Source organism: Nocardioides sp. CPCC 206347, from assembly GCF_048654605.1.
Lineage (GTDB): Bacteria > Actinomycetota > Actinomycetes > Propionibacteriales > Nocardioidaceae > Nocardioides.
The window spans coordinates 630,434-643,092 of sequence record NZ_JBMCYZ010000001.1 but is presented as its reverse complement, the minus strand read 5'-3'; the positions used below and the strand labels follow the sequence as shown (position 1 = coordinate 643,092).

The 12,659-nt window shown below is 71.2% G+C and carries 13 protein-coding genes; 3 read left to right on the top strand and 10 right to left on the bottom strand.

Annotation, left to right across the window (positions count from 1 at the left end):
• Positions 1 to 7: 7 nt before the first annotated feature.
• The 4 genes from ACOACQ_RS03085 to ACOACQ_RS03070 all read right to left on the bottom strand — a co-directional run bounded on the left by ACOACQ_RS03085 (position 8) and on the right by ACOACQ_RS03070 (position 3,096).
• Positions 8 to 1,528, bottom strand: a complete 1,521-nt coding sequence (locus ACOACQ_RS03085; RefSeq protein WP_420287598.1) for an FAD-dependent oxidoreductase — start codon at positions 1,526 to 1,528, stop codon at positions 8 to 10.
• Positions 1,529 to 1,671: 143 nt separating this feature from the next.
• Positions 1,672 to 1,860, bottom strand: a complete 189-nt coding sequence (locus tag ACOACQ_RS03080) for a CsbD family protein (RefSeq protein WP_378597066.1) — start codon at positions 1,858 to 1,860, stop codon at positions 1,672 to 1,674.
• A 76-nt stretch (positions 1,861 to 1,936) separates the two neighbouring features.
• A complete protein-coding gene (locus ACOACQ_RS03075; protein WP_378597065.1) occupies positions 1,937 to 2,143 on the bottom strand; it encodes a CDGSH iron-sulfur domain-containing protein in 207 nt (68 codons plus the stop codon).
• Complete coding sequence (locus ACOACQ_RS03070) at positions 2,140 to 3,096, bottom strand: iron-containing redox enzyme family protein (protein ID WP_420287597.1); 957 nt, start codon at positions 3,094 to 3,096, stop codon at positions 2,140 to 2,142. The genes ACOACQ_RS03075 and ACOACQ_RS03070 overlap by 4 nt, the downstream gene beginning before the upstream one ends.
• A gap of 143 nt (positions 3,097 to 3,239) precedes the next feature.
• Between ACOACQ_RS03070 and ACOACQ_RS03065 the strand changes: the two genes are divergently transcribed.
• On the top strand, positions 3,240 to 3,521 hold the full coding sequence (locus tag ACOACQ_RS03065; protein ID WP_378597063.1) for a hypothetical protein: 282 nt from the start codon (positions 3,240 to 3,242) through the stop codon (positions 3,519 to 3,521).
• A gap of 9 nt (positions 3,522 to 3,530) precedes the next feature.
• Here the strand turns inward: ACOACQ_RS03065 and ACOACQ_RS03060 are convergent, their stop codons facing one another.
• The 5 genes from ACOACQ_RS03060 to ACOACQ_RS03040 all read right to left on the bottom strand — a co-directional run bounded on the left by ACOACQ_RS03060 (position 3,531) and on the right by ACOACQ_RS03040 (position 10,241).
• Positions 3,531 to 3,992 (bottom strand): DUF6328 family protein, encoded by a 462-nt coding sequence (locus ACOACQ_RS03060; RefSeq protein ID WP_420287596.1) that lies wholly within the window; start codon positions 3,990 to 3,992, stop codon positions 3,531 to 3,533.
• Positions 3,993 to 4,035: 43 nt separating this feature from the next.
• Positions 4,036 to 5,256 carry an NAD(P)/FAD-dependent oxidoreductase gene (locus ACOACQ_RS03055; protein ID WP_420287595.1) on the bottom strand — a complete coding sequence of 407 codons (1,221 nt, stop codon included), beginning with the start codon at positions 5,254 to 5,256 and terminating at the stop codon, positions 4,036 to 4,038.
• Positions 5,257 to 5,345: 89 nt separating this feature from the next.
• Positions 5,346 to 6,956 (bottom strand): LuxR C-terminal-related transcriptional regulator, encoded by a 1,611-nt coding sequence (locus ACOACQ_RS03050; RefSeq protein ID WP_420287594.1) that lies wholly within the window; start codon positions 6,954 to 6,956, stop codon positions 5,346 to 5,348.
• 7 nt (positions 6,957 to 6,963) lie between these two features.
• The gene (locus ACOACQ_RS03045; RefSeq protein ID WP_420287593.1) at positions 6,964 to 9,555 is read right to left on the bottom strand and encodes a DUF4153 domain-containing protein; all 2,592 of its coding nucleotides are present in this window, start codon (positions 9,553 to 9,555) and stop codon (positions 6,964 to 6,966) included.
• Between the two features lie 2 nt (positions 9,556 to 9,557).
• Positions 9,558 to 10,241: a response regulator gene (locus ACOACQ_RS03040; protein WP_378598023.1), complete on the bottom strand. Its 684-nt coding sequence runs from the start codon at positions 10,239 to 10,241 to the stop codon at positions 9,558 to 9,560.
• Between the two features lie 128 nt (positions 10,242 to 10,369).
• Here ACOACQ_RS03040 and ACOACQ_RS03035 point away from each other — a divergent pair, with 128 nt between their 5' ends.
• Together ACOACQ_RS03035 and ACOACQ_RS03030 are read left to right on the top strand one after the other, a co-directional pair.
• Positions 10,370 to 11,005 (top strand): phosphoribosyltransferase, encoded by a 636-nt coding sequence (locus tag ACOACQ_RS03035; protein WP_420287592.1) that lies wholly within the window; start codon positions 10,370 to 10,372, stop codon positions 11,003 to 11,005.
• A gap of 23 nt (positions 11,006 to 11,028) precedes the next feature.
• Complete coding sequence (locus tag ACOACQ_RS03030) at positions 11,029 to 12,177, top strand: AGE family epimerase/isomerase (RefSeq protein ID WP_420287591.1); 1,149 nt, start codon at positions 11,029 to 11,031, stop codon at positions 12,175 to 12,177.
• Here the strand turns inward: ACOACQ_RS03030 and ACOACQ_RS03025 are convergent.
• Positions 12,159 to 12,515: a cupin domain-containing protein gene (locus tag ACOACQ_RS03025; RefSeq protein ID WP_420287590.1), complete on the bottom strand. Its 357-nt coding sequence runs from the start codon at positions 12,513 to 12,515 to the stop codon at positions 12,159 to 12,161. The two genes, ACOACQ_RS03030 and ACOACQ_RS03025, sit on opposite strands and share 19 nt — an antisense overlap.
• Positions 12,516 to 12,659 lie beyond the last annotated feature (144 nt).

Sequence of the window (12,659 nt, the reverse complement as noted above, 5' to 3'; positions counted from 1 at the left end):
CAGCCCGTCAGGACCCTTCGTGATCCGGGTGCGGCTCCAGGGGAGTGGTCGCCGGACCCTGGAGGACGTCACCGTCCACCGAGAACCGGGAGCCGTGGCACGGGCACTCCCACGTCGTCTCCTCCTTGTTGAACGTCACCCGGCAGCCCTGGTGCGTGCAGTTGGCGGACACGACGTGTGCGTCGCCGACCTCGTCGCAGTACGCCGCCCAGATCCCTGCATCCCGCAGGTAGGCCGCCTCACCCGCCTCGAGCTCCGACGTCGTGGCGATGCTCGTCACGTGGGAGCGCACCCGGTCACCCAGCATGCCGTGGGCGAGGCGCGGGGAACCGCTGATCAGCGAGCGCGCCACGACCAGCGGCGCGAGACGTCGGGTGTGGAACAGCGAGGCGTGAGGAGACTCCCGGCCTTCGATGAGATCGCGGATCAGGATGCCCGCCAGCGCGCCGTTGCTCAGGCCCCAGCCGCCGAAGCCGGTGGCCGCCCACATGTTCTTCCCGAACCGGTGCAGGGGACCGATGAACGGCAACCCGTCGGGGGTGTCGTAGTCCTGGGCGGCCCACGACGCTGTCCAGCGCGGGTTGTGGAAGCGCTCGTCTGCCCACCGCTGGAGGTCTGCCAGCCGTCCGGGGGCGGCATCACCGCCGGGGGAGAAGGGTGCCCCGGTCACGATCAGCTGATCCGGGCTGCCGGGCCCGGAGATCCGCACCGAGCGCACGTCCTTGCCCACGCTGTTGTACATCGCAGGCACGGACCCCGGCGGTGCATCGGCCACCAGGACGAACTCGCGGCGCGGACGCAGGTGCGGGAACAGGAGCGCGCGATCGAAGATCGGGAACTGGGTGGTGACCACGACATGTCCGGCGCTGACCACCGGCCCGCCTTCGGTGCGGATGCGGTGCGGCGTGCCCTCGTCCAGGCCCGTCACGGTCGTGTCCTCGTAGATCCGGCCCCCGTTCTGGACCAGGTCGGCAGCGAGGGCGGCGACATAGCGTTGCGGGTCGAGGGCGATCTGCCCGGCAACGACCGCTGCGCCCGTGGTCGGGAAGGGCAGGCCGGTCTTGAGCGTGAGGCGCATGTCGATGCCGGCAGCCCGTGCTGCCTCCACCTCGGCCGTCAGCGCCGGCAGCGCGGCCTCGTCCTCCGCGAACAGGTAGGCGGGCTGGCGGGTGAGGGCACCGTCGATCTTGAGGCGATGCACGATCGCGGCGAGGTGCTGCAGGGCGAGCAGCTGGCTCTCGGCATACCTTGCGGACGCTCGCGCGCCGAGCCTGCGTTCGAGGGCTGAGTACCTGACGCCCTGTACGGCAGTGACCTTGCCGGTGGAGTGTCCGGTGACGCCGCAGCCGACCTGGGAGCTGTCGAGAAGGGCCACCTGGTGACCGGCACGGCTGAGCTCCCAGGCCACGCTCACCCCGGCGATGCCTGCGCCCACGACGACGACATCGACGACGAGGTCCTCGTCCAGTCTCGGATGGACCGGCCTGACAACGGGCATCCAGATGCTGGAAGCGATGTCGCTCGACATGGGTTCTCCTCCGGTGGGCGGCGCACCTCAGGTACCCCCTTCCGTGGGGGTCATCCGCCCTTGCTGCGGGGTACGACGCCTCGACACGCCAGCGCCGCACGACCGGGTGGTCGTGCGGCGCTGGCAGACGAGGTCAGGCGAGGTCAGATCTTGTCGACCTTCTCGCCGATCTTGTCCTTGAGGCTCTCGACCTTGTCCTTGAGTCCGGACTTGGCCTGGTCGTGCTCGCCTTCCGCCTTCAGCTCGTCATCACCGGTGACGGCGCCGGTGGCTTCCTTGGCCCGCCCCTTGAGGTCTTCGGCCTTGTTGCTGATCTTGTCGTCAAGTCCCACGATTCCTCCTTGTTGATGGGGTGTTTCTCTGTCCGTACCCGAATGCCCGCGGGGCATCCGGTCCGTTCGCGACCGCTCACGGTCGGGCGTCGGCCGGCAGGCTCTTGTGGGTGCCGTCGCACCAGGGCTGGATGGAGGACTTGCCGCACCGGCAGATGGCGCTGACGGGCCGGCGCGTCTCGTGCACGCCGCCGTCCGCAGCCTCCACGACGTGGGCGCCCCGCAGGAGCAGGGGGCCTCCGGGGCACAGGACCACGTCGGGCGCGGAGGACTCGGCGCTCATGCCGTTGCCTCCCAACGGTCCAGGAAGTGCTGGGCTGTACGGGCCTCGAGGTCGAGGCAGGTGAAGGCCCCGAAGAAGACGTCCTGGGTGGCGTGGGGCTCATCGCCGAGGAACGCCGCGCACACCGATCGCACGGCCAGTTGTTCGTGTACGGCGTCCGCCTCGACGTGCTCGTCGTAGTACTTCGCCATCTCGTCAGGCAGCTCGAGCCGACGCAGGCCCGCCGCCATCTGCTGCGACGGCAGCGAGCTCGAGGCCTCGAACCCGGCCAGGTGGCCCAGCGCTGCGCCGGCCAGCCGCCGCTGCATGCCGAAGAGCGACATCGCCGTGTTCTGCTCGAGCACCTCGGCGGGGACGTCGTTGATGTAGTGACCGGGTTCGGCGTTCAGCCCGCTGGCCTCCATGCCTGCCGCAAACACTTGGGAGTGCATCGCGTCGGGGTCGCCCGCCCCGTACTCGTCGTACTGCAGCTCGACCAGGGCGGCCTTGGCCCGCCCGGCCAGGTGGGGAATCACCCACGTCGTGGGGTCGGCTTCCTTGAGCTGATAGATCGAGCGGGCCTGCATGAGCTCCAGCGCCTGGTCCCTGTCGGCCTTGCGAAGGATGAAGCTGGCCAGCGAGGGCCCGTCATGAGCGGCCACGAAGTCGAAGAACTGTTCGGCGAAGTCGTCCTCGAGCTCGACGTCGGTCCACCGTGATCGCAGCCGCGCCTCCAGGGCTGACTCGAGCTGGTGTCGTTCGGCGAGCACGAACGGATCACCTTTGTGGTCGCCGTCGGTGTCCTCGAACCCGCGATAGCTCAGTTCCTGCAACGCCCACAGGGTGATGAGCTCGTCGTCCGTGCTGTCCGCCACCGGCGATGTGGGCCACCGTTCGCCGGGTGCTGGTTCCGGGGATCGCAGGTGCTCGAAGACTGCCGCGCTCATGGTTCCACGGGGCTTGGGCAGCAGCATCTTCTCTCCTCGGTCCACCTGACGGGTCGTCCACGCAGTACCCGGCCGGGGCGTCGCCATGCGCCGAGGCCACGAGGGGCGGATTCGATCGAGGCGTTCGGGTACGGCGCTGACAAGGACCCTTTCGACGAATGGAGAGAACGATGAGCGAGACCACCCCGGAACCCACGGACACCACGCGCGCCCCCGAGGAGGGGGACACGGTCGAGGAGTCCTTCGACCGCGACGACCTGGTCAACGGACCCGACGACGTGGTGCACAACAGCGACGCCCCGGAGCCGGGTGCCGAGCCGGATGCCGAGCCGGATGCCGAGTCGGACCCGGCCCTGGACGACGGCACGTCAGCCGACTGGACCGACGAGGGCGGGGCGACCGAGAACGGTCCTGCCACCGACACGCATGGCGAGGAGACCGCTGGTTCCTAGTCCTTGACCTCAGTCGTCGCCGCGGTGCCTGGACAGCAACGGCGTGCCGGCCCAGAGCAGGCAGAAGAACGCCGCGGAGAGGACGAACGCCGTACCTCCGGCCAGGTCCCCGGCGACGACGTCGAAGATCAGGAACATCGCGCCGCTGGTCGTCAGGGCCACCATGACCAGGCCGGCGCCGGCACACTTGTTGGCCGCCTCGACGAGCCAGGGCCGGGCATGCCTGCGGAACAGGGCCCGGTGGAAGGCCACGGGAGCCACTACCAGGGCCGTGGTGGTGACCGAACCGGCCAGCACCACGAGGTACAGGTCGCGCTGGAAGTCGTTGAGGTCGCTGAAGCGCTGGGTGAACGGAATCGTCAGGAGGAATCCGGTGAGGATCTGCACTCCGGTCTCGATGACCCGGATCTCCTGGAGGAGCTCGTCCCAGTTGCGGGTGAGCTGCTTCGGGCTGATCGTTGTCTCGTCCATGTCGTCGCTGTACCCAGAACCAGCCTCGGCATGAAGAAATGCCTCATCGGTCGCTCCCGGCCAGCGCCGGGTCGGCAGCGGCGGCCGATGCGGCGAAGATGCTCCCGACGTTCTCCTCGGAGAAGTAGTCGGCGGGCGACACCGCTCCCGAGATGACGCTGACGAAACCGTCCATCGCCTGCTGGTTGCCCTCCACCGCGCCGAGGAGCTGCAGCATCTCCGGAGGCGGCATTTCGAGGGTGGCGAGCTGCGCGGTGAACTCGTAGATCGGCATGTCCCTGGTGTCGCGCTCCTGGTGCCAGGCGCCCATCACCTCGTCGAAGTCCTCGCCCTGGCCGAGCCACCGGTGGACGGCGTCGGTGCATCGCTCGGCGTCGACGAAGGCGTCGCTGATGCCCTGGCCGGTGATCGGGTCCTTGTTGTAGCCGGCGTCGCCGACCAGCGCCCACCCGTCGCCGTACGGCTTGCGGAACCAGCTCGGAACGGCTCCGCCGAGGAACGGCGTCTCCCGCGTGGCCTTCGCCAAGCGTGCCGCGAACTCGGGCGCCAGCTGAAGGGTCCGGAGGAAGTTTGCCTCGACGTCGGCCTTGTAGGCCTGCGCCTCGGCGTACGGCCAGCCCGCGACGACCATGGTCTGGCCGTGGTTCGTCGGTGCGGCCGCAAAGCCCCGGTCGGGTCGGATGAAGATCTCGAACCCGTCGGTCGGCAGGCCACTGAAGTAGGCGTAGTAGGAGTACTGCAGGCGCGGCTTGGTGTTGTACTCCGCGGCATGGACGGCCCTGGCGACGTGGCTGTTGCGGCCGTCCGCCCCGATGACGATCCGGGCGCGGTCCTCGCGCCGGCCGCTGCGAATCCCGACGACCCTCCCGTCCTCGACGAGGAGGTCATCGACGTTGTGGTCCTCACGGACCTCGACACCCGCGGCCCGGGCGCCGGCCACTAGGACCGCGTCGAGCACGGTCCGACGTGGGCAGTAGGCCGTGGTCGTGCCTTCGACGGGTCGGCTGGTTCCGCTGATGATGACCGGACCGAAGTCCAGCCGGTAGCCGTCGATCGGCGGGCAGCCCGACTCGAGCAGTGCGTCGAGAAGGCCCCACCGCTTGAGTGCGGCCACGCCCGGAGCGTGCACGATGTGGGTCGAGAGGGTGTCGCTCGGGAATGTCGCGCGGTCGACGGCGAGCACGCGGTAGCCCTTGCGGGCCAGCAGCATGGCGGTCGGTGACCCCGCGGCGCGGGCTCCGATGACGATGGCGTCGTAACTCATGGCTTCTCCTCGGACGGGCGGTGGGGCACGGATTCGGGCCTTCACGCCACCGTCGCCGGTCGAGGAGGGACGGGTATCGGGGAACTCCCCTAGTTGCCGGCCGGTTCGTGTCGGACGGCGTAGGCGGTGGCCTCGGCGCGGTTGCGGAGACCGAGCTTGAGCAGCAGGTTGCCGACGTGGTGTTCGACGGTCTTGCGGCTGATGAAGAGCCGTTCGGCGATCTCGGGGTTGGACAGCCCGTCTCCCAACAACCGGAGAACCTCCGCCTCGCGCCTGGTGAGCACCTGGCCGGAGGATCGCGGGGGAGCGACCTTCTGGCCGAGCTCGCGCAGCACGGCGGAGGCGGCGTCGACGTACCGAGCGGCCTGGAGCTTCGTGAAGACGGCCAGCGCGGCGCGCGCCTCGGCAACGGCGACCTCGGGACTCTCCTGGCGACAGGCCCGGGCGAGGTCGAGGCGGCACAACGACATCTCGAACGGCAGCTGGGTCCGGGTGAAGCCGTCCAGCGCGTCCCGGAGCCACACCCGCGGATCGTCCTGTGCGGCGTGGGCGCGGGCGAGCGCCACCAGTGCTGTCGTGTACGGCGTCCGGTGGGTCTCGGCGCACGCAGCGAGATCCGCGATCGTCTGCTGCGGGTCCTCGCCGCAGGCCAGCTGCGCCTCGACGAGCTGCGCCAGCAGGGGGATGCACTCGCTGCTGCGCGGATCTGCCTTCCGTGCGGTGCGCTCGAGCAGGTCGAGGGCGATCGTCGACTCGCCGCGGGCGAGGTGCAGCGCCGCACGGGGGAGCACGGCCTCGCCGTCGTTCTGGTCCTCGAGCAGGCTCGCCGCCTCGTCGTACCGGCCCTGCTTGATCCTCAGGTCGGCCAGGCGGATCAAGGCACCGGCCTTGAGCGTGCGCTTGCCGAGGGCCCACAGCCGCACTGCCTCGGTGAGGGCCGCGTCCGCTTCGGGCCACCGGCCTGCGGCCGTGAGGATGCCGCCGTAGTGGGTGTGGCAGTAGGCGCTCACCGCAGGCAGCCCGCGCCGCTCGGCGATCTGCTCACCGACCCGGATCCACTGCTCGGCCCGGTGCACGTCCTGGGCGTGCTCGCACGCGGAGAACAGCTGGCAGAAGATCTCCTCGATGATGATGAAGTCCTCGACCTCGCCACCTGCCACCGCCGCGAGCGCCTCGTCGAGCAAGACCATGCCTTCCTCGGTGTGGTCGCCGTGGACGAGGCTTGCGCCGAGGTAGGACATGGTCGCGAACGTGAGGTTCTGGTCGTCGGTGTCGCGCCCGATCTCGATGGCGGTGTGGAAGGCGGCCTCCTTCGTGGCGCGCGCCTCGGCGAACATGCCCTCGGTCAGCGCCACCCATCCCCGTTCGCTCGAGTGCGGCAGCTGCCCCAGCAGGGTCTTGGCCCGCGCGATCCATCCGTTGGCCACTGCCCAGTCCCCGGCGGTCGTGCCGTACATGTAGCCCAGGGTCCGGGCCACGCGGGCCGCACCGGCGCCGTCACCCTGGAGGCGGTGGCCGGCGTAGGCACGCTCGAACTCCTCGATTGCCCGCGGGTACTCCGCCAGCACGTACGACGCCGCGGCCAGCCCCTCGAGCACCTCGGGCGTGGGTTCACCTCGTTCGAACGCCGCCCGTGCGGTGGCCGCATCCCCGACGCGGAGCGCGGCACGGCCCAACTCGACGTGCTCGTTGGCGGCCACGATCCGATCATTCCACCGCCGGGCACACCGCGTCGTCGCTGCGGGGGATGTCGGCGGACGCCAGGTTGGCCCGATCGCGGCCGAGGTTCCACTCCAGCCAGTCGTCGTCCCGCACCTCGCGGCCGAACAGGACGCAGGCCCGCTCGGCCGGCGGAAGGTCGTCGAGGACGGGGACGGCGTCCTCCGAGAGTCCCTGGAGGTAGGTCCAGTCGACCTTGCCGTCGTCGGCGTAGCGGTCGAGGTTGTGGCGGGCGATCCAGGCGTCGGGGTTGAGCGCCGCGATGCCGAGGACGGCGACGGCACCGCTCACGAGGGCGAAGCGCGCCACCCAGGCGCCGTTCAGGGCGATCCCGGCGACCATCACGGCGAGGACGACCAGCCCCAGCCAGCCCTCGAAGACATCGACCAGCAGGCGCAGCCGGGTGAAGCCGTAGGCCTCCTGGTAGAGCGCCATCCGGTGCAGCGCGGAGGCGACGACCACGAGGGTCAGGGCGCACAGCAGGCCCAGTGACCCGCGGAGCCAGGCGCGGTCGGCCACCGTCGCCCGCGGTGCCTTGCGTCCGGCCGCGGCGATGACGATCAGGGTCAGCGCCGTCGCCACGGTGAGCTGGCCGAAGCCCTGGTGCACGTAGTCGGCGTACGTCAGCCCCGTCGTACGACGCAGGTAGTCGTGCCCGCCGAAGACCACGGTCGCCTGGGCGGCGAGGAACGCCGCGAAGACGGCGATCACGACGGCGACCGGCGCCAGCCACTCGTAGCGGTGGGTGACCGGGCGGTGGCCGGTGGAGCGGTCCACGTGGGGTGGGTTCAGGGCGAGGTACGACGCCCCGAGCACCGCTGCCGTGACCGCGACTGCCACGAAGATCCGCGCCACGAAGAGGTCGACGGTGAGCTCGGGCAGGAGCGCGTCGACCCACTGCGCGAGGAGCGCGTCGGCAGAGGCGAAGAGCAGCCCGAAGACGATCAGCCCGAGGAAGGACCAGACCACCGTCCGCAGCAGGGCCGCGCCCTGTCCCAGCCCGGTCAGCCGCCCGATCGACCGGCCCAGCCACGGCAGGCCGCGCAGGCCGGCCAGTGGCCACGCGATCCCGGAGAGCAGGAACCCGCTCACCGAGCGGCCACCGGTCAGGGCGACCGTGCAGAGGGCGCCACCGACGAGCACGCAGAGCACGGCGATCCACTCGGCGTCGCGCACGGTCGGCACCACCGCCAGCAGGACGCACAACGCGCCGCAGGTCATCGTGAACGGCTCGCGGCGACGGGTGCTGGCGGTCATCACCACGGCACCTGCGGCCAGCAACACCAGGCTGGTGCCCAGTCCGAGGGAGCGCTCCGGGAACACGACGGCGGCGAACACGCCCACGCCGAGCGCCGCAGCGAGCAGCCCGAGTCGACCTGGTGTCCCGCGGTCGGTCCACAGCGCGCCGAAGAGGTCGTCGAGCAGGGAGGTGGGAGCGACCCGGGACGCGGTCCACGGCGCCGGCGGACCCGGCACGGCCGGGACGGCGCTGACGGGGGGCGGGGGCGGGTTGGGCATGGGGTCCTCCTGGGGACGGGCGGATGGGGCGGGCGAGGGGAGTACGTCGGCGCGGGGCCGGTCGGGCGGCGTCAGCGGCAGCTCCACCTGGACCCGGGCGCCGACGCCGTCCTCGGGGTCGACGAACCGGATGCGTCCGCCGTGCAGGTCGGTCACCCAGCGGGCGATGGCGAGGCCGAGTCCGGTGCCGCCACCGCCCTCGGTGTCCCGGAGGGTGCCGAACGGCTCGAAGACCCGGTCCCGGTCGGCGGCGGCGAGCCCCGGCCCCTGGTCGTGCACCTCCAGGCGCACCCGGTCGCCGTGCCGTGCGGCGACCACCCGGACGGTGCCCCCGGCGGGGCTGTGGCGCGACGCGTTGTCGAGCAGGTTCGCGACCAGCTGGCCCAGTCGCGCCGGGTCGGCGAGCACCGTCAGGTCCTCGGAGACGTCGACGTCGTACTCGACGGCACGACCGAGGACCCGGGCCTCCGCGGTGGCGTCGGCGAGCAGCGCGGACACGTCGACCGGCTCCGGGCTGAGGGGTGCCCGGCCGGCGTCGACGCGGGCGAGGTCGAGCAGGTCCTCGACCAGGTTGCTCATCCGCTCCGCCTGTCGCAGTGCGGCTTCCAGCGACGCGGGGTCGCGGGGTGCGATGCCGTCGACGAGGTTGTCGAGCAGCGCGATCAGTCCGGCCAGCGGGGTGCGGAGCTCGTGGGAGACGTTGGCGACCAGCTCGCGGCGCTGCCGGTCGACGTCGGCGAGGTCGCGGGCCATGGTGTTGAAGGCGCGCGCGAGCCGGCCGACCTCGTCGCTCGACCCGTCGTCCACCCGGACTGCGTAGTCGCCGGTCGCCATCCGTCCCGCCGCGGTGGTCATCTGGCGCAACGGTGACGTCATCCCGACGGCGAGCAGCTGGGTGACGGCGAGCGCGAGCACGACGGTGACCGGGACGCTGAGCCATGCCGAGACGCCGGCGGTGCGCCCCAGGCTGGCGATCACGGCGGCCACGGTGGCGCTCACCGCGACCAGCAGGCCGAGCTTGACCTTGAGCGACGCGATCGGGGCGAGCGGCTGCGTGGTCACGATCAGGTCCCGGTCTCGAGGGCGTAGCCGACCCCGTGGACGGTGCGCACGAGATCGGCGCCGACCTTGGCGCGCAGTCCCTTCACGTGGCTGTCGACGGTGCGCGTGCCGGAGGCCCCGGGCCACCCCCAGACCTCGGCCATCAGCTTGTCGCGGGTGACCACCGCCCCCGGGCTGGCCGCCAGGCAGACCAGGAGGTCGAACTCCGTCGGCGTCAGGTGGACCTCGTCGTCGTCGCGCCACACGCGCCGGGCTGCCGGATCGACGCGGAGCGCGCCGAGGAGGAGGGGACGCCGTCCGACCAGCTCGGCCGCGCGCTCGACGCGACGCAGGAGAGCACCGATCCGCGCGACCAGCTCGCGCATCCGGAACGGCTTCGTCAGGTAGTCGTCTGCCCCGACCCCGAGGCCCACCAGCACGTCGGACTCCTCCGCACGCGCGGTCAGCATGATCACCGGCACCGGGCGTTCGGCCTGGATCCGGCGGCACACCTCGTGGCCGTCGTACCCGGGGAGCATGACGTCGAGCACCACCAGGTCCGGCTCATGCTCGGCGAAGGCCGCGACCGCGCCCGGGCCGTCCCAGGCCCGGACCACGTCGTACCCCTCGGCCTCGAGCCGGTCCGAGAGGGCCTGGTTGATGACCGCGTCGTCCTCGACGACCAGCAGCCGGTGCTTCGAGCTCATGCTCCGAGGCTAGGAGGCCCGATGGCCGGATGGGGTGCACGACGTGTGCAGGTTCCGTGGAGATCGGGCTGTGCCCGGCTGCCGGACCTTCCGGTGCGATGCTGGAGGGCAGGCAGGAGGTGTCGTGGATGACGACCTTTGCGGATCGGTACGACGCCGGGCAGCGCCTGGTTCCGGTGTTGGAGGACCGGCACGAGCGCGACCAGGTCATCCTGGGGCTCCCGTGCGGCGGGGTGCCGGTCGCGTTCGAGATCGCCCGCGCCCTGCACGCACCGCTGGACGTGATCGTGGTCCGCAAGCTCGGGGTGCCGCGCCAGCCGGAGTACGCGATGGGGGCCATCGGAGAGGGTGGCGTGCGGGTCTTTGACCCGGACGTCGTCGCACGCGCTGGGGTCTCCGAGGGCGTCGCGCGTGAGGTGGAGCGGCGCGAGCGCAACGTGCTCGAGGCCAGGATCGAGTCGCTCCGCCGCGGCCGGCCGAGGGTGTCGCTGCGGGGCCGGGTCGCCCTGATCGTTGACGACGGCATCGCCACCGGGTCGACGGCCCATGCCGCATGCCTGGTCGCGCGCGACCAGGGCGCTGTCCACGTCGTCGTGGTCAGCCCGGCCGCGCCGGCCGGCATCACGGCCGACGATCTCACCGCGGACGAACTGATCTGTCACGAGATGCCATGGGCGTTCGGGGCCGTCGGGAACTTCTACCGTGACTTCTCGCCGACCACCGACGAGGAGGTTCGTACCCTCCTCGACGCGGCGACCTGGTGAGCCCCACCTGACAGGATCAGCCCATGCGACCTGGTGACCCTGGCTGGCTCGAGGCGGAGCAGAACCGCCTCCTGGACTTCGGGACCAGCGCTGCGCCGGGCTCGTGGCTCGACGACGTCGGGCTCGCCGATCCGGGGCAGCCGCGCCAGACCTGGCTCTGCGCCCGCACCTTGTACGTGCGCAGTCTCGGCGTCCTGCTCGGGCGCCCCGGTTCGGGGCTCCTTGCGGCAGGAGCCCTCGCGGCGCTGGACGGGGAGTTCCGCGACCACGAGCACGGTGGCTGGCTGCCGGTCGAGAAGTCCTGCTACCAGCACGCCTTCGTGCTGCTGGCCGCGGCCACCGCTCATCGGGCGGAGGTCCCTGGAGCGGAGCGACTGCTCGCCGATGCCGAGCCGGTGTTCGAGGGGCGGTTCTGGGACGAGCGCAGCGGCATGTGCATCGACGAGTGGTCCCGTGACTGGTCGACCCCGGCGTCGTACCGCGGGCTGAACGGCACGATGCACGCGGTCGAGGCGATGCTGGCCGTCGGCGGCGTGTGGACCGATCGCGCGGCCCGCATCTGCGAGCGGGTCGTCGGCATCGGCAGGGACTTCGGCTGGCGGTTGCCCGAGCACTACGACGAGCAGTGGGTGCCGCAACCCGACTTCAACCGCGAGCAGCCGAACGACCAGTTCAAGCCGTACGGCGCCACGGTCGGCCACGCCTTCGAGTGGGCACGCCTGCTGCTGCACCTCGATGCCGCGACCGGCCAGGACCACACGGCCGCGGCAGTTGCGTTGTACGAGCGCGCGGCAACCGACGGGTGGGCGGTCGACGGCGCGAAGGGGTTCGTCTACACGACCGACTGGGAAGGTCGCCCGGTCGTCCACGACCGGATGCACTGGGTGGTGGCCGAGGCGATCGCCGCCGCGACCGTTCTCCATGCCACGACGGGCGAGGAGCGTTACGACCGCGACGCCCGGACCTGGTGGGAGTACGCCGACCGGTACCTGCTCGATCGTGAACAGGGGTCGTGGCACCACCAGCTGGATCGCCACCAGCACCCGCTGCGCACGGTGTGGCCGGGCAAGCCCGACCTCTATCACGCGGTCCAGGCGACCCTCTTCGCGCGCTTCCCCGTCCGCGGCTCGCTCCCGGAAGCCATTGCCAGCGGTCAGCTGGGTTTGGCGTAGGCCGCGACGCCGGAGTCGAACATGACGCACGGCTCGTCGCCGACGGTCCAGGCATCGTGTCCCGGCTCGATGAGGGTGACGTCGCCCGCTTCCACGGTCATCTCGCTGCCGTCGTCGAACAGGACGGTCATCTGGCCGGAGACGCAGTATCCGTAGTGCCGGACCTGGCAGGAGTCGGTGCCGGCGATCGGCTTCACGTCGTTCGACCATCGCCAGCCGGGCTCGAAGGTGCCTCGGCCGAGGGTGAAGTCGCCGAGGGTGACGACGTCCATGTGCCCGTGCGCCTGGAAGGGCCGGGTCTCGTGCGGGTTGTTCATGCTCTGCTTCTCGGACGCCATGATGGAGCCTCTCGGGGATGTGGTGGCGTCAGGTGGGCCAACGGCTGCACCCCGAGGTCGACTGCCGGTTTCCGGACCCGACTGGACCTTTCGACAGTACGCCCGTTCCGCCCACAAAGCGCCAGGCCAAATGCCTGCGGAGCC